Source organism: Yersinia sp. 1252 StPb PI, assembly GCF_048593885.1.
Classification (GTDB): domain Bacteria; phylum Pseudomonadota; class Gammaproteobacteria; order Enterobacterales; family Enterobacteriaceae; genus Yersinia; species Yersinia enterocolitica_E.
In genome coordinates this window covers 1-16,342 of sequence record NZ_JAZGQE010000109.1, presented here as the reverse complement: position 1 = coordinate 16,342, position 16,342 = coordinate 1, and the positions used below count along the sequence as shown (strand labels likewise).

Below are 16,342 nucleotides of genomic sequence, written 5' to 3'. Positions count from 1 at the left end.
TTCCCGGTCAGTGGAGGCGCATTATAGGGAGTTCCTGACAGCCTGCAACCCCTAATTTGAAAAAACTTTTCAACCGCTGAATCTTTAGTCAAAATGCCTTTAAATTGGCAGTTTTTGCAGCACCGGGAAGCCATAACCCTGCAAAACGGGCAATAAAACGTCAGTATCTGCATTCAACGCCATGCAGTAAGCAATATTATCTTCCTGAGAAGAAACTACATTTTCTTGAGAAGAGATGAGCCAGGCAGTGCGACGAGCAATTGCGGCACCGGAATCGACCATGCGAGTACCTTCAGGCAACACTTGCGCCAACTCTTCTACTAATAGAGGGAAATGAGTGCACCCCAATACAATGGTGTCCGGTGGCTCACGCATCGCCAACCATGGGTGGAGGATTTTCTTTAATGTTTCGATAGGTACAGCACCACCATGCAACTTGGACTCTGCCAGTTCCACCAGCTCAGATGAACCCAGCAATTCAATTTTGCAATCGGTAGCAAAGCGCTCAATCAAGTCCCGTGTATAAGAAGCATGTACCGTGCCACGGGTAGCCAATAAGCCAACAACACCATTACGGGTTAATCGCACCGCCGGTTTGATAGCAGGAACAACCCCAACCACAGGGAATGCAAAGCGTTCACGTAAAGCAGGAAGTACTACTGTGCTGGCGGTGTTACAGGCAATGACGACGATTGCCAGCGGATGGCGCTGCTGTACCGCAGTGACAATTTCCAGAACGCGTTCAACGATAAACTCACCGGACTTCTCCCCATAAGGGAAAGCGACATTGTCGAAAGCATATATATAGTGGAGATCCGGCAACAACTGCCGAATCTCTTGATAGACAGATAGCCCGCCAACACCTGAGTCAAAAATCAGTGCTGTCGGGCGAGGAGCAGTATCAGCCTTAGAAGTTATAGCTTCCGGTGAGGTAATACTCTCGTCCAGCGGTTTTATAGCCATAAGCCGTTTCGTAATCTTTATCAAACAGGTTAGCAATTCTACCACGAACTGTAAGATGAGAAGTAACCGGATAACTCGCTGAAACATCTACCGTGCTATAACTCGGTAATTCACGTTGAGTCGAGCTATAGGCTGAGGTGCTATTGTCATAGCGTTTACCGTAGTACTGATAAGAAACGTCCATATCCAGATTGAACATTGTCCAATCTAATTGATACTTGGCTTGCTGTTTAGAACGACGGGCTAAAACTTCATTATTCTTATCATTACGCGGATCCATATATTGCAATGTTATCTGGTGATTGAAAATGCCGGTATCGACGCTACCTGTCCATTCAACCCCTTTTATCGTTGCCGAATCAACATTGTAATACTGCCCTTTGTAGGTATTTGGGTCGGAGAAGTAATCGATCAGGTTTTCAATTTTGTAGCGATAAGCAGACAAACGCCAATCAAGTGGGCCAGTCAATCCTTCCAGGCCTGCCTCCCATTGGCGGGACTCCTCAGGTTTCAAATCACTGTTTGATATGATATCAAAGCGCTGCGAACCATACTGCTGACCCAGTGACGGGGCCAAAAATCCTGTTCCATAGGATAATGTCGCACGATAATCAGGGATAAATTCCCAGCCTGCGGCGGTTTGCCATGTCTCATGCCAGCCAAACTGCTCATCTTTATCTTCACGGCCCGAGGCTTCCAGCGTCACACTACCTATCTTCTGCTGCCCGCTAAGATACAAACCGGTATTATCCCGCTTATATGTATCAGAGATAGTGGTACTCGATGAGGTCAAACGCTGTTGCTGCCAGTCAACGCCAGCACTCAGCGTTGCACTCTCAAAGCTGTATGTATTACCCCATTGCACGTTACGCTGATCCATATCGTCCAGCGTAGTCGCCACGCCATAACGCCCATATTGGCTGCTGTAGTTATAATCTTTGTATTTCTGATAGCTACCGATTAATTGAGAGGAGAAAGCTCCCGCTGCATAACGTAGCCCTGCGTCATAAGTATGGTTATATAATCGCTCCTCATCACCACTGTAAGCAGGGGAAGAAATACTGCCAACATCGTAATCAGTATTGTTGGTGTAACCATAACCTCTGACGAAACCGGATATATCTTGATTGAACTGATGCTCTAGCCCTGCCCAAAAATTTTTATTACGAAAACCGTCCCGATCGCTATCCACTGGATTAGGTGAGTCGGGTTTAATGTTAAAACCGTTCGTGGTTTGATAGCCGCCCGCTATCGTCGCTAAAGTATCACCAAAGCGTTGGCGAACGCTGCCGTCATATTGCTGGTAACCTTTAGAACCAACCCCGGCATTAATCTGCCCACCTTCCTGGTCTGACTGTGTAATCACGTTAATTACACCACCAATCGCCCCAGAGCCATATACGGCAGAGCGAGGCCCGCGAATATATTCAACACGTTGCACCAAAGAGAGAGGTATTTGATTAAAGTCGACACTATTGATGATACCGGTTCGCGCCAGAGGAATGCCATCGATCAGCACTAATACATGACGGGCTTCGGTACCACGAATATACATAGAAGAGCCTTGGCCTAACCCCCCGGTTTGCGCAATATCCACGCCAGGTAGCCGGCGCATCACTTCATTGAGGCTTTTTGCCTGCCAGCGGTCGATATCATCACGCGTTACTACATCGGTGGGTGCCAATACCGTGGAAACTGGCTGTTTGAAACGGTTGGCGGTAACCACCATTTCGTCTTTATTACCTGTTGTGGTGCTGTCCTGGGCCCATCCAGAAAATGCCGTCACAGAAAGGGCTGTGATCAGCGTATATTTTTTAATTGTCATGAATACAAGCATCCAAACTCAATTGGCGGATGCCGCAGTGCCATGGCCGATAGTTCGCGACGACCACGCATATTGCGACGTAATACCGGCAGGTCTTCGGGCTTGGGATCTCTGATGTCACGTCTTCTTCATTACTTAAATGAATTAATACCGTGAAATAGAGCTGGCGATGACTTCCCGCCCTTGCGGACAGTGTCTGGTTGAAACCTATCGCCGTAACTTCCCCTTACCGCTGCGCGTCAGCTCCGGATTTACACCGGATTCCCTTTTAACTCGTAGGTGTTTCAGTAACAGCATGAGGCCGGACCGCAATGCTACGATCAAGTAAAATAGATGTCTAGACTTCCATCCTCGTTATAGGGAATAAACACAACAAAACTGGACATCACTCCCACTTTCCCTACAATCCGCAGCAATACCTCTCTTTTATAATGGCCAGACGAGAAGAAACATGACTCCCGACATCCTGCCGACAGACAGTTACGACCAACAACTGGCGGAAAAATCTGCCCGTCTTCAGACGATGATGTTGCCGTTTCAGGCACCTGCTGCGGAAATATTCCGTTCTCCGGCAGAGCATTACCGCATGAGAGCCGAGTTTCGCGTTTGGCACGATGAAGATGACTTGTACCACATCATGTTTGACCAGCAGACCAAACAGCGTATCCGTGTTGAACAGTTCCCGGTGGCAAGTTTGTTGATCAATCGTCTGATGAGTGCGCTGATGACGGCCATCAGGGCCGAACCGATTTTGCGGCGTAAACTGTTCCAGATTGATTACTTATCTACCCTAAGCGGTAAATTGATCGCCTCTTTGCTGTATCACCGTCAATTAGATGAAGAGTGGCAGCAGAAGGCGCTGGAATTACGTGAAAAGCTACGCGAACAAGGTTTTGATCTGCAACTGATTGGCCGGGCATCGAAAACTAAAATCATGCTAGATCACGACTATATCGATGAAGTGTTACCGGTTGCTGGGCGTGAAATGATTTATCGTCAGGTGGAGAATAGTTTCACCCAACCGAATGCAGCGGTGAATATTCATATGCTGGAATGGGCGATTGATGCCACTAAAAATGCCAGCGGTGATTTATTGGAGTTGTATTGCGGTAATGGTAATTTCTCGTTGGCGCTCGCACGCAATTTTGCACGGGTGTTGGCAACAGAAATCGCTAAACCCTCAGTGGCAGCGGCACAATACAATATCGCGGCAAATAATATCGATAACGTGCAAATTATCCGCATGTCAGCTGAAGAGTTTACCCAGGCAATGCAAGGTGTACGCGAATTTAACCGTTTGAAGGGTATTGATCTGAGCAGTTATAACTGCGAGACCATTTTTGTCGATCCCCCGCGCAGCGGGCTGGATAACGAGACAGTCAAACTGGTACAAGGTTATCCGCGTATCCTTTATATCTCCTGTAACCCTGAAACGCTGTGCGCCAATCTGGAACAGTTACAACAGACACATAAAATCAGCCGATTAGCACTGTTCGATCAGTTCCCCTACACCCATCATATGGAGTGTGGGGTATTGCTGGAAAAGCGCGGCTGACAGGCAATAGATAAGTAAAAGGGCAACGCGATGTTGCCCTTTTTCGTTTTAAAATAGGTCGTTTTAAAACATATCGCTTTCAAGTTATTGCGGCTGCTGGTTATCCGAATTATCTGGCTCAGATTCTGATTGCACCGACTTACGTGCTTTTAGCTTAAACAAGATCCAGAACACCAACACGACACTGAGAATAGAAGGAACGAAATTAGAACCAATTGCCGGATGCTCAACCCGAACAATCGCGCTATACAGCAAAATCCCGAGCAGGAAACACGCGGAGGCCAGTACTGGCAAGCCATGTGGCATGGCGAAATTGAGGTAGCGCTGATGCAAACAATATACGGCTAATATTAACGTTAGCAGCGGAAAAACTGAAAAAGGCACAAACGCGCTGAATAACGTGTTAAATGAACCATTTATTGCCAGGCCAGTAATCAACGCCAGCAGCAGGGTGCCGATTTCACGGCGAGACTGTTCCATCATTTTCCTTACCTTATTAAGTGCGAGATACGGCGAGTTTTTCCTGCTCGCGACGATACCAATAATAAGCGCCCTTGGAGATCATCCGCAGTTGTAAGACCAAGCGTTCCTCTAACTGTCGCCGTTGTTCAATATCCACGTCCAGCACTTCTGCACCAGCACTGAAGACAATTGTGACCATGGCCTCAGCCTGAGCTTCAGTGAAGCTGCGTGGCATGTGGTTTTCCAATTCGAGGTAATCTGCCAGCTCAGCAATAAAATGCTGAATTTCACGTGCCACTGCGGCACGAAATGCGGCGGACGTGCCGGAACGCTCGCGCAGCAATAAGCGAAATGCATTCGGGTTATTACCGATAAATTCCATAAATGTAGATACGGAGGTACGGATAACACTGCCGCCCTTGGCAATCCGCTGGCGTGCCTGACGCATCAGTTGGCGCAACATCAGGCCGCTTTCATCGACCATTGTCAGGCCAAGTTCGTCGACATCGCGAAAATGCCGGTAGAAAGAAGTCGGTGCGATACCAGCTTCGCGAGAGACTTCCCGCAAGCTAAGGCTGGCGAAACTCCGCTCAGCGCTCAGTTGGCTGAACGCCGCTTCGATAAGGGAACGACGAGTCCGCTCTTTTTGTTGTGCTCTGACGCCCATAATCGTGCCCAAGGGATATCCAAATTCTCAATCTAAGATATATAGTCAGCAATATACCAAACTTTATAGTAACAACCGTTATACAAACGTATCATCCCAATACTGAATTGCCGCTTTACAACACACATCACGGTGATTTACCCATGGTTGATTGACTTATACCTGTCATCTTTCAATTTACAGATGTGTTGGCTGCATCTTGAAATCTATTGGGTATCTGGTTGGGATGATGTTAATGTACCGTTGTAATTTTGTATAAGAATAGGTCTCTCCTACATGCAACAGCACTTCCATTTTGATGCCATTGTTATTGGCTCGGGTCCTGGCGGTGAAGGTGCCGCTATGGGGTTGGTCAAGCAAGGTGCCCGTGTTGCCGTAATTGAACGGTATAATAATGTGGGCGGTGGATGTACCCATTGGGGCACTATCCCTTCCAAAGCTTTGCGCCACGCCGTTAGCCGTATTATCGAATTCAACCAAAATCCACTCTACAGCGACAATGCCCGAACCATCAGTTCTTCTTTCGCTGATATTTTAAACCATGCTGATCGTGTTATTAATCAACAGACACGTATGCGCCAGGGTTTTTACGATCGCAATCACTGCCATATGTTTTCAGGCGATGCCAGCTTTATTGATGCCAATACTATCAACGTGCGTTATGCCGATGGCACCAACGATACACTACGCGCTGATAACATTGTGATTGCTACAGGTTCACGCCCCTACCGCCCGGCGAATGTTGATTTTAGCCATGAACGGATTTACGACAGCGATACCATTTTACAGCTCAGCCATGAACCTCAGCACGTCATTATCTATGGCGCAGGGGTTATTGGTTGTGAATATGCTTCAATCTTCCGTGGTTTGAGCGTCAAAGTTGATTTAATCAATACCCGCGACCGCCTACTGGCCTTCCTTGATCAGGAAATGTCAGATGCCCTCTCTTACCACTTCTGGAATAACGGTGTCGTTATCCGCCACAACGAAGAGTTTGAGCAAATTGAGGGAACCCTTGATGGGGTTATTGTCCATCTGAAATCAGGTAAAAAGGTCAAAGCAGACTGCTTGTTGTACGCCAATGGTCGTACCGGTAATACCGGCGGTTTAGGGTTGGAAAACATTGGTCTGGAAGCCGATAGCCGTGGTCTGCTGAAGGTCAATAGCATGTACCAGACAGCGCTGCCACATGTGTATGCGGTGGGTGATGTGATTGGTTACCCGAGTCTGGCCTCTGCGGCCTATGATCAGGGGCGTATCGCGGCACAAGCAATGATCAAAGGCGAAGCCAACGTTCATTTGATCGAGGATATTCCGACGGGTATTTACACTATCCCGGAAATCAGTTCGGTTGGGAAAACCGAGCAAGATTTGACCGCGATGAAAGTGCCCTACGAGGTCGGCCGGGCGCAATTTAAACATCTGGCGCGCGCGCAAATCGTCGGGATGGATACCGGTAGCTTAAAAATCCTGTTCCATCGGGAAACCAAGCAGATCTTGGGTATTCATTGCTTTGGCGAACGTGCAGCGGAAATTATCCACATCGGGCAGGCGATTATGGAACAGAAAGGAGAAGGCAATACTATCGAATATTTCGTTAATACGACCTTCAACTATCCGACGATGGCTGAAGCCTATCGTGTGGCAGCCCTGAACGGTTTAAACCGCCTGTTCTAGCTTTTCCTTTATAACATCTGGATTCATACGCGGTTGCATGTGTTCACGTATCGCCTCGGCCAGTTGCTCATAGCGGCCACGCAGTGGGGAACCGGGGCGGTACACCAACGCGATAGTGCGTTTAGGCACAGGCTTGTAGCACTCCAGATAGCATACGCCATCACGCTTGCGCTCATTCGGTACCGCCAGCGACGGCAGCAAAGTAATGCCGCTCCCCGCAGCCACCATATTACGCAGAGTTTCCAAACTGGTGGCGCGGAAATGGGTGTCTTCCTCTGCACCGGCCTGGAAACAGAAGCCCATCGCCTGATCGCGCAGGCAGTGGCCATCTTCCAACATCAATAATTTCTCACCCGCCAGCTCATGCATTTGCACTCTGTCACGATCGGCCCATGGATGATCGGCATAAATAGCCAGGCTCATCGGTTCATCAAATAGCGGAACTTCGATAAAAGCTTCGGTCTCTTTGACCAGTGCCAGAATGGCACAGTCCAGCTTGCCACTGTCCAACTGAGCCAGAAGATTCTGGGTTTGTGCTTCATGCAGATACATTTCCAGTTTCGGGAATGCCTTATGCAACATGGGAATGATTTGCGGCAACAAATAAGGCCCGACCGTAGGTATCAGGCCGATATGCAGTGGACCGGACATGCTTTCGCCCTGCAAGCTGGCCATCTCTTTCAGTACCTTTACTTCTCGCAATATAGTTCTGGCTTGTTCCACTAGCAACAGCCCAGCCTGCGTAAACAAGACCTTACGGCTAGTGCGCTCCAGCAACATCACGCCCAACTCATCTTCCAGCTTACGAATCTGACCACTTAATGTGGGTTGGCTGACATGGCAAGAGTCGGCGGCACGCCGGAAATGCCTGAATTCAGCCAGCGCCACCAAGTATTCTAAATCACGAATATTCATCTGTGCTCCGCTTTATGATAGCCATTGACGATAGATAAGATAGCAACCAGTGATTAGATCTATCAAGCGATAAAATGAATAATGTGCCCCAACGAAAAGATATTCATAAAAATTTAAATATTTTATTTTTTAATTAAGGAGTTACAGATGTTTACTAGCCAAGAAGGTAAAAAAATCCCACAAGTAACTTTCCATACCCGTCAGGGGGACCAGTGGGTTGATGTAACCACCGACGATTTGTTCAGCAATAAAACAGTGATTGTATTTTCACTACCGGGTGCATTTACCCCGACTTGTTCTTCCAGCCATCTGCCACGCTATAACGAACTGGCAGGTGTGTTTAAACAGCACGGTGTTGATAGCATTCTGTGCGTATCAGTCAACGATACCTTCGTGATGAATGCCTGGAAAGCTGATCAGCATGCTGAAAATATTACTTTCGTTCCAGATGGTAACGGCGAATTCACCAAGGGCATGAATATGCTGGTTGAGAAAGCTGATCTGGGCTTCGGTCCACGTTCATGGCGTTACTCCATGCTGGTGCGTAACGGTGTGGTTGAGAAAATGTTTGTGGAGCCAAATAAGCCGGGTGACCCGTTTGAAGTGTCCGATGCCGATACCATGCTGAAATATCTGGCACCCGACTTTAAAGTACAGGAGTCGGTATCTGTCTTTACCAAACCGGGCTGCCCATTCTGTGCTAAAGCGAAACAAATGCTGCAAGAACGCGGGATTCAGTATGAAGAGATCGTGCTGGGTAAAGATGCGACAACCGTCAGCTTACGTGCTGTCACTGGTCGTGGAACTGTGCCACAAGTATTTATTGGTGGCCGTCATATTGGTGGCAGTGATGATTTGGAAAATTACTTATCTGCTTAATAATATTAATAGAATGAAGATAATGTGAATACCCAAAGTCATTGGAGTTACAGGTAGGCGGCAAGTGAACTCATCCCGATGAGCTTACTTATTTTTAAGGTCAAGACCAGTAAGTGATTCGGGTGACAAATGCAGCCAGCAACCCTGTAGCTTCAAATACAACGGGTATACTTGGTAGGCTTCGGCCTACCCTTTTTATGTTAGGAGCAGACATGAAAACCTTAAACGTTGATGTCGCCGTAATTGGCGGCGGCACTGCCGGACTTGGCGCTTATCGCGCTGCCAAACTGTCAACCCCAAGTGTGGTGATGATTGAAGGTGGCGAATACGGTACCACCTGTGCACGCGTTGGTTGCATGCCATCCAAACTGCTGATTGCAGCGGCCGAAGCCGTACATCATATTGAAAAAGCGCCTAAATTTGGTATTCACCCGCAAGGCGATATTCTGATTAATGGCCGTGAAGTGATGAGTCGTGTTAAACGTGAGCGCGACCGGTTTGTTGGTTTTGTGCTGGAGGGTGTAGATAACATTCCAGCCGCGGACAAAATTCAAGGCTATGCCCGTTTCATTGATGATAATACGCTACAAGTTGATGATCATACGCGTATTGTTGCACAGCGTATCGTGATTGCGACTGGCTCCCGCCCAACCTGGCCCACAGCCTGGGATGAGCTGGGTGACCGACTGATAGTTAATGATGATGTGTTTAGCTGGGATGACCTACCCGAATCTGTTGCGGTATTCGGACCTGGTGTTATTGGTCTGGAACTCGGTCAGGCACTGCACCGGCTGGGCGTTCAAGTAAAAATGTTCGGTGTCGGTGGTGGTGTTGGCCCACTGACTGACAGCATTGTACGTAATTACGCCGCGAAAACCTTAGGTGAAGAGTTCTATCTTGACCCAGACGTGAAAGTGGAAGTCATGCAGCGTGAGGGGGATAAAGTCTTTATCCGCTATCTGGATAAAACCGGTAAACCGCAAGAGATCATGGTTGATTACGTGTTAGCTGCCACTGGTCGTCGCCCTAATGTGGATAAACTGGGTCTGGAAAATACGTCCCTCATTTTGGACGAACGAGGAGTTCCGCAAGCTGATCGACTTACCCTGCAAACCAGCGTGCCACATATCTTTATCGCCGGTGATGCCAGTAACCAATTACCATTACTGCATGAGGCTAGCGATCAAGCCCGTATCGCCGGAGTGAATGCAGGTGGATTCCCTGAAGTGGTTCCCGGCTTACGTCGCAGCCCTATCTCGGTTGTTTTCTCTGACCCACAAATTGCGATGGTAGGCTCAACCTTCCGTGAATTATCACAAAAATTCAGTGCATGTGGTTGTTTTGAAATCGGTGAAGTCTCTTTTGAAAATCAGGGGCGCTCGCGTGTCATGCTGAAAAACAAAGGTATTTTGCGCGTTTATGGCGAACAGGGAACCGGCCGTTTCCTCGGCGCCGAGATGATGGGGCCGAGTGCCGAACATATCGCACATCTATTAGCTTGGGCACATCAACAACAGATGACCATCAATCAAATGCTGGATATGCCATTTTATCACCCAGTCATTGAAGAAGGCTTGCGTACTGCGCTGCGTGATTTACAGTCCAAGTTAAGGTTGGGTACCGATGAGGCTGAACGCTGCCTGCGCTGCCCAGGTGACTAATTTAACTCGCTGAAGGTTTTTGTTTTCCCACACCGGGCTTTATGCCCGGTTTTTTTATTCCTTATTTTGCGCACTGCTTCCATGAATTGAATCATCCCACTTGGCATCTGAAGCCGTAATGCCCACTGTTTGTTCAATTCTAGTCGTTTTAAAACGGCACTAGTGGGTCTATCACTATTGATTTGATACCACTAATGATACTAAAATGGAGGTGCTATGAAAGACATGGACAGTCGGGTTGCTCAGATTAAAGCTAACCCCGCTGGGGTTAAATTCCGCGAACTCGTCAAAATCTGTAATTTTTACTTTGGCTTTCCCAGGCATTACTCCAGTAGCCATCATGTCTATGGTACTCCCTGGCAAGGAGACCCTCGGATCAACATTCAAAAGGACAGCAGCGGAATGGCCAAATTTTATCAGGTAAAACAGGTGATCGCTGCATTGGCTAAACTCGAGGAAATGGATAATGGTTAACATCGAACACTATACGTATCGGATTACTTGGTCGGCAGAAGATAATGAGTTTGTTGGTTTGTGTGCGGAATTCCCTGGCTTGTCATGGCTTGCAAAAGAGCGCTTCGAAGCCTTGGCAGGTATCACTGCGTTGGTTGCCGATATTCTGCGCGACATGCAGACTAATGGTGAAATACCACCACAACCCTTGGCAGAAAAGCATTATAGCGGGAAACTGGTTCTTCGCTTACCACCGGAACAGCACCGGCGTCTGGCAATTAATGCCTCGGAGGAAGGGATTAGTCTAAACCGCTATCTGTGCGCTCGGTTGGCTGTCTGAATAAGACTAAACAGGGAGAAGTTTATCCCCTGTTTAGCCAAACTACTCGCTTTATAGATTGTCGTGCTCGTTACCGCTATTACTCGCGTTTATTTTTTAAATCAAAACCAATGGGCAGAGCTAATGTTATTTGCCCATGCAATAACAACTCGCCAGGTGGTTTAGGTAATGGCTGAGCACGTTTAATAAGTGCTAATGCTTCATGATCTAAAATAGCTGCCCCACTGCTTTTTATAAGCTGTGCAGATAGAACATGCCCATCTTTATTCAACACAAAACGGATAATGGCGATGCCTTGTTGTCGCTGTTTTCTGGCACTGGGGGGATAACGTTTAAACCCCATCAGATGTCCTTGTAAGCGACTTCGCCAACTCATTTTAATCTGTTGTTTATACAAGGAATCACTATTCGCTGCGGCAGCAGTTTGATGACTCTCGCCAGATAACGTGGTGCTGGTTGTTGCTGCTGGCGGAGATGATTTATTATTGTTCTCTGGTGTTTCTTCAATGACGGGTTTGCGCGATTTTATTACTGGTTGTTGTGACCGTTTTATTTTAGCTGGCTCTTTTTTAGCGATTTCCAACTCTTTCTCAACTAGCAGTACAGCATTGGGTTGTTCAGGCGCTGTCAGCAAATTATTCACTTCTTCTGGTTGAGCCTCCCGTTGCTCAACCTGCGGTTCGTTAAAAATCTGCTGCATACCCACCACCGGGTTTTGCTCTAAATTTTGGCTAAACTGCGTTTCTGTCGACCAAGTGAGCATCACTGCTACTGGGGAGTCATCGGGATGTTTAACAAGTACAGATTCGGTACTCAGCAACCAGAGCAGGTACATATGGGTGCTGCTGGCAAACATGGCACTCCCCCACCAAAGAAGAGTGCGGGTATTATTTTTTCTTATCATCATGAATTAAATCGCCATATTCCTTTATCTTCCATGAGTTACCAACAGTGACTCGCCAAAAGCGTTATTCTTCAGCAAATGCTACATGCAGGCGATCCGCTAACGGTTTAAACAGATAATTGAGTAATGATCTTTCCCCGGTTCGGATAAAGACATCAACAGACATACCTGGCCGGATGGCCAACTCGGTTTGAGACATATCAATAGCGACGGTTAAAGGGTAATAAGGCTGTGAGGTTTGCGGATGCTGTATACGGTCGGCCCCAACATGTAATACAGAACCGTATAATTTAGGGGTATTACTCTGATTAAAAGCAGAAAAATTGAGATCAACGGGTAAGCCTGCTCTGGCTTTATCAATTAACTCTACTGGTAACTGGGCTTCAACTAATAATGGTTGCCCACTGGGGACCAGTTCCATTAATGTTTGCCCGCTACTCACCACGCCTCCCACCGTATGCTGAGCCAGGGCAATAACCGCACCACTGACTGGGGCATATATCCGGGTATTATCCAACTCATATTCTGCTATGCTCAAACGCTGCTTCAAGTCTTGGGTATTTTGCTGCGCTTTCGCTAATTGCTCACGATTCTCACTTTGATACTGTTCACGCCGTTGTGAAATATGCTGTTCGGTTTCATCAATTAGTTTATGAGCCTCTTCAATATCACTGGTATCCTGCTCTACCCGTGCATGGAGTGATATCGCCTGACGCTCCATATCCAGTAACTGATTGTTGGCAACATGACCATTTTTCGCCAACAGTTGAACACCTTGTAATTGCCGCTGGAATAAGTCCGATTGGCGCTGATTATTACGCCGCATCACCTGCAAACCATTCAACCGGTCTTGATGACGCGTAATTTGTGCGGATAAGCGAGCAATCTCACTCAATTGAGCCTGGCGACGATGATGAAAAAGTTGTTGCTGCAAGACAATATTACGTTCAACCAGCGGTTGGGTTGGATGCAGGAGTAATGTTTCGGGAAAAATAATTTCACTCACACCATCCTGCTCAGCGGTTAAGCGAGCCTCCTGCGCCAAAGCACTTAAGTACTGATTTTTCAGGCTATCCCGCTGACTACGAATCACTGAATCATCCATGGTGATGAGTAATTGCCCTATGGTTACCTCTTCCCCTTCAGCAATATGTAACTGTTGGATACGCCCCCCTTGCAGGGGCTGGATAACTTTGCGATTTTCAGCAACCACAACCTGGCCAATAACCGCAATCCCTTTATCCAGTGGTGCCAGCGCAGCCCAAAGTAAAAAACCAATAAAACCACCGACAACCAATAACCCACCAAGATTTAGATAGTAGCCACTATTTATCTGTGGCCGTAATCGGTTTTGCTGCTGATGGTTTTCATCAGTAACTGGAAAACGGCTTGATTCAGGTAGCATTGTTTTATCTCCCTCCGTGGTGTTTATTTTTGTGATGCGGTGCGAATGGGAGCTACGTCATATGACACCCCACTACCCCAGCCATTACGCGTGTTAAATGCTTTGGTCTCAGGTTCAACTGCTGCTTTATCTTTTATTTTCAATATGCTCTGAGTACGATCAAACAGCTCTATTTGCCCACTTTTTAAAAACAATAAGTAATCACTACCCGATAACAGTTCTGGTTTATGGGTGACCATCACAATCGTGCTGCCCTGCTGTTTTAGCTGGCAAATGCCAGCTAATAAGGCTTTTTCACCTTCTTTGTCCAAACTGGCATTTGGCTCATCTAATACGATAAGCCTTGGTATCCCATACACAGCCCGCGCCAAGGCAATTCGCTGCCGCTGGCCGCCGGATAACCCTTCGCCTTCGTCTCCTAGCTGAGAGTCATAGCCTTGCGGCAGATGCAGAATCAAGTCATGCACATCGGCTAATTGTGCGGCAGCAATAACTTTTGCATTATCAATCGGGCCAAAACGCGCAATGTTTTCAGCAATTGAACCGCGAAATAGCTGAATATCTTGGGGTAGATAACCAATAAAGGCCCCTAAATGGCTTTTATCCCACTGAGAAATGTCTGCACTGTCTAGACGAACTGAGCCACTGAATGCAGATTGGCTTGCGACCAACAACTTCGCCAGAGTGGATTTACCACTGCCTGACGGCCCCAAAATGCCAAGCACATCGCCGGGTTGCAGTTCAAAGTTGATAGATTGCAATACCGGAATATGTGTTCCCGGTTTGCAAACTGTAAGTTGTGTGACGCTTAATTTGCCCTGTGGAGGCGGCAAAATCATACCGGTAGCGGGTTGAGGTTGTTGCGCCAACAGATAAGAGAGACGTTGGTAGGCCAGTCGCGTGTGACTCCACTGTTTCCAAACCGCAATCAGTTGATCAATTGGCCCTAACACCCGACCGACCAAGATAGAGCCAGCAATCATCACACCTGCGGTAATAGCACCATCGATTACCAACAACGCGCCTAGCCCCAACATCATAGATTGCAACGCCTGACGGCTAGATTTGGATAAAGCCGTCACGCGGCTGCTTTTATCGCTGGCAACATTTTGCTGATAGAGAAATTGAGAGTGTTGCCTCAGCCAGCGTTCACGTAAGGCTTTTAACATCCCCATTGCTTGGATGGCATCTGCATTGCGCAAATTCGCATTAGCATGCTGTGTTGCTTGTGCCGTGATTATTGAGGCTTCTTTTAGCGGCTTTTTACATATCCAATGATTGAGCCAAGCCAAAAATATCAATATACAAGCGCCGGCGGCTGCCAGCGCCCCCAGCCAAGGGTGGAGGAGAAAAATCACCAGCAAATACAACGGGAACCACGGCGCATCAAAAAAGGCAAACAAAGCACTGCCCGTCGCGAACTGGCGCAGAGAAGTTAAATCATTCAATGCCTGAGCCGCAGGTGTTTTATCGCCCATAAGTTGGGAAGCAAAAGCAGCATTAAAGACTCGTTGATTAAGCTGCATATCAATACGTGTGCCCAGCCGAATAACTACCGCACTGCGAATCCATTCTAATAGTCCAATAAAGGCAAATATGCTCAATACTAGAATCGTCAGCATTAATAGCGTCATGGTATTCGCTGAAGCAAGAACACGATCATAAACTTGTAGCATGTAGATTGCGGGTGCCAACATCAGCAGATTGATTACAGCAGTAAATAGCCCTATACCCCAGAGGCTTTTTTTATGATGGGCCAGAGCTGAGAGGATCGTTGGCGATGCCGACGAAGAGCTAGCGTTTTTGCTTGATTCCATGGCATCCATTTCCATACAGAATGTATATTCTTCGTAATAATTCCTGCGACTGATATTAAATTAAAGTAATATATATTTATCAGAACAGATTGATATTCAAAAGAAAGTCATTTTCAGAAAAGCAACAAAATGAACTACCGCCTATATAGTAATAAAAAGTAAATTATAGAATATGGTGGTAGTATTATTTCCCTAGCCAGAAAGTCATTTGTCGATTGTCTTTATCACGCTGCTAATAATATGTCACTCCCATCAGTTACACCCACAGTGTCAATGACCGGCGTATCAGCTATAGCGTTAAACTGAGTAGCGATCGCCATATCGGTGAGTGGTGTGTTTACATCAATACCTTGGGCTTTTAGGAGTTCCAGCATAGGAGTAGCATTACCTCTCAATAAATTGTATATGCCTTCATCTTCACCTCCTTGGTAAGGTTTTCCTGGCTCTGCATGCATCGTTCTGGACAATGAGCATACCGAATAATAAAAATCACCGTCAATACTTAAACCATCTAGTCTCAACTGCACTTGATCAAGCTGCTTAGGGGTATTACCGGTATTAGAGGCGTTATCTGCATTAGGAATAAATGAATTACCAAATTCTAAGGATTGGATATAATTCCCCCGTTCCATGAAGCCATTATCGCCCAATAGAGTGCCACCAACAATTAGCGCGGCTGGCCCATCAGGGTTTTGAAACTCAGCCAGAGCGATTCTATTATTATTCATATCTGTGCTGTCGGAAAAAGTATAGTTGTCATGAATATTGGATATATTAACTAAATCACCATACGCCGTAGCCCACTGGTGAGCATAGGAG

General features: G+C 47.0%; 15 protein-coding genes and 1 riboswitch. Of the genes, 6 read left to right on the top strand and 9 right to left on the bottom strand.

Annotated features, from left to right (window positions below):
• Window positions 1–99: 99 nt before the first annotated feature.
• Both murI and btuB read right to left on the bottom strand, forming a co-directional pair.
• Window positions 100–963 (bottom strand): glutamate racemase, encoded by an 864-nt coding sequence (murI, locus tag V2A85_RS15430; RefSeq protein WP_083161826.1) that lies wholly within the window; start codon window positions 961–963, stop codon window positions 100–102.
• A complete protein-coding gene (btuB, locus tag V2A85_RS15425; protein ID WP_372560102.1) occupies window positions 908–2,788 on the bottom strand; it encodes a TonB-dependent vitamin B12 receptor BtuB in 1,881 nt (626 codons plus the stop codon). The genes murI and btuB overlap by 56 nt, the downstream gene beginning before the upstream one ends.
• Before the next feature lie 69 nt (window positions 2,789–2,857).
• A riboswitch (cobalamin riboswitch) is annotated at window positions 2,858–3,109 on the bottom strand.
• A 130-nt stretch (window positions 3,110–3,239) separates the two neighbouring features.
• Between btuB and trmA the strand changes: the two genes are divergently transcribed.
• Entirely contained in the window at window positions 3,240–4,343 is a 1,104-nt protein-coding gene (gene trmA / locus V2A85_RS15420) for a tRNA (uridine(54)-C5)-methyltransferase TrmA (protein ID WP_372560103.1), read from the top strand.
• An 84-nt stretch (window positions 4,344–4,427) separates the two neighbouring features.
• Here the strand turns inward: trmA and V2A85_RS15415 are convergent, their stop codons facing one another.
• On the bottom strand, window positions 4,428–4,826 hold the full coding sequence (locus V2A85_RS15415) for a YijD family membrane protein (RefSeq protein ID WP_226716428.1): 399 nt from the start codon (window positions 4,824–4,826) through the stop codon (window positions 4,428–4,430).
• A 13-nt stretch (window positions 4,827–4,839) separates the two neighbouring features.
• Window positions 4,840–5,472, bottom strand: a complete 633-nt coding sequence (gene fabR / locus V2A85_RS15410; RefSeq protein ID WP_005192099.1) for an HTH-type transcriptional repressor FabR — start codon at window positions 5,470–5,472, stop codon at window positions 4,840–4,842.
• A 276-nt stretch (window positions 5,473–5,748) separates the two neighbouring features.
• Between fabR and sthA the strand changes: the two genes are divergently transcribed.
• Entirely contained in the window at window positions 5,749–7,149 is a 1,401-nt protein-coding gene (sthA, locus tag V2A85_RS15405) for a Si-specific NAD(P)(+) transhydrogenase (RefSeq protein ID WP_083161820.1), read from the top strand.
• Here the strand turns inward: sthA and oxyR are convergent.
• Window positions 7,132–8,064 carry a DNA-binding transcriptional regulator OxyR gene (oxyR, locus tag V2A85_RS15400; RefSeq protein WP_083161818.1) on the bottom strand — a complete coding sequence of 311 codons (933 nt, stop codon included), beginning with the start codon at window positions 8,062–8,064 and terminating at the stop codon, window positions 7,132–7,134. The two genes, sthA and oxyR, sit on opposite strands and share 18 nt — an antisense overlap.
• A 147-nt stretch (window positions 8,065–8,211) precedes the next feature.
• Between oxyR and V2A85_RS15395 the strand changes: the two genes are divergently transcribed.
• The 4 genes from V2A85_RS15395 (at window position 8,212) to V2A85_RS15380 (ending at window position 11,397) form a co-directional block, all read left to right on the top strand.
• Window positions 8,212–8,943 (top strand): glutathione peroxidase, encoded by a 732-nt coding sequence (locus V2A85_RS15395; protein WP_372560104.1) that lies wholly within the window; start codon window positions 8,212–8,214, stop codon window positions 8,941–8,943.
• Between the two features lie 212 nt (window positions 8,944–9,155).
• Window positions 9,156–10,604: a dihydrolipoyl dehydrogenase gene (locus V2A85_RS15390; protein WP_372560105.1), complete on the top strand. Its 1,449-nt coding sequence runs from the start codon at window positions 9,156–9,158 to the stop codon at window positions 10,602–10,604.
• Window positions 10,605–10,820: 216 nt separating this feature from the next.
• Window positions 10,821–11,078 (top strand): toxin HicA, encoded by a 258-nt coding sequence (locus V2A85_RS15385; RefSeq protein WP_083161812.1) that lies wholly within the window; start codon window positions 10,821–10,823, stop codon window positions 11,076–11,078.
• Window positions 11,071–11,397, top strand: coding sequence for a type II toxin-antitoxin system HicB family antitoxin (locus tag V2A85_RS15380; protein WP_372560106.1), 327 nt, complete (start codon window positions 11,071–11,073; stop codon window positions 11,395–11,397). Before V2A85_RS15385 ends, V2A85_RS15380 begins: the two co-directional genes overlap by 8 nt.
• 79 nt (window positions 11,398–11,476) lie before the next feature.
• Here V2A85_RS15380 and V2A85_RS15375 read toward each other — a convergent pair whose 3' ends face one another.
• From V2A85_RS15375 to V2A85_RS15360, 4 genes are all read right to left on the bottom strand, one after another.
• Window positions 11,477–12,304, bottom strand: a complete 828-nt coding sequence (locus V2A85_RS15375; protein ID WP_420071780.1) for an energy transducer TonB — start codon at window positions 12,302–12,304, stop codon at window positions 11,477–11,479.
• Between the two features lie 61 nt (window positions 12,305–12,365).
• Window positions 12,366–13,706, bottom strand: a complete 1,341-nt coding sequence (locus tag V2A85_RS15370) for an HlyD family type I secretion periplasmic adaptor subunit (protein ID WP_420071779.1) — start codon at window positions 13,704–13,706, stop codon at window positions 12,366–12,368.
• A 23-nt stretch (window positions 13,707–13,729) separates the two neighbouring features.
• Window positions 13,730–15,523, bottom strand: coding sequence for a type I secretion system permease/ATPase (locus tag V2A85_RS15365; RefSeq protein WP_372560109.1), 1,794 nt, complete (start codon window positions 15,521–15,523; stop codon window positions 13,730–13,732).
• Between the two features lie 224 nt (window positions 15,524–15,747).
• On the bottom strand, window positions 15,748–16,342 hold a 595-nt coding region (locus V2A85_RS15360), incomplete at its 5' end, for a heme acquisition protein HasA (RefSeq protein ID WP_420071778.1).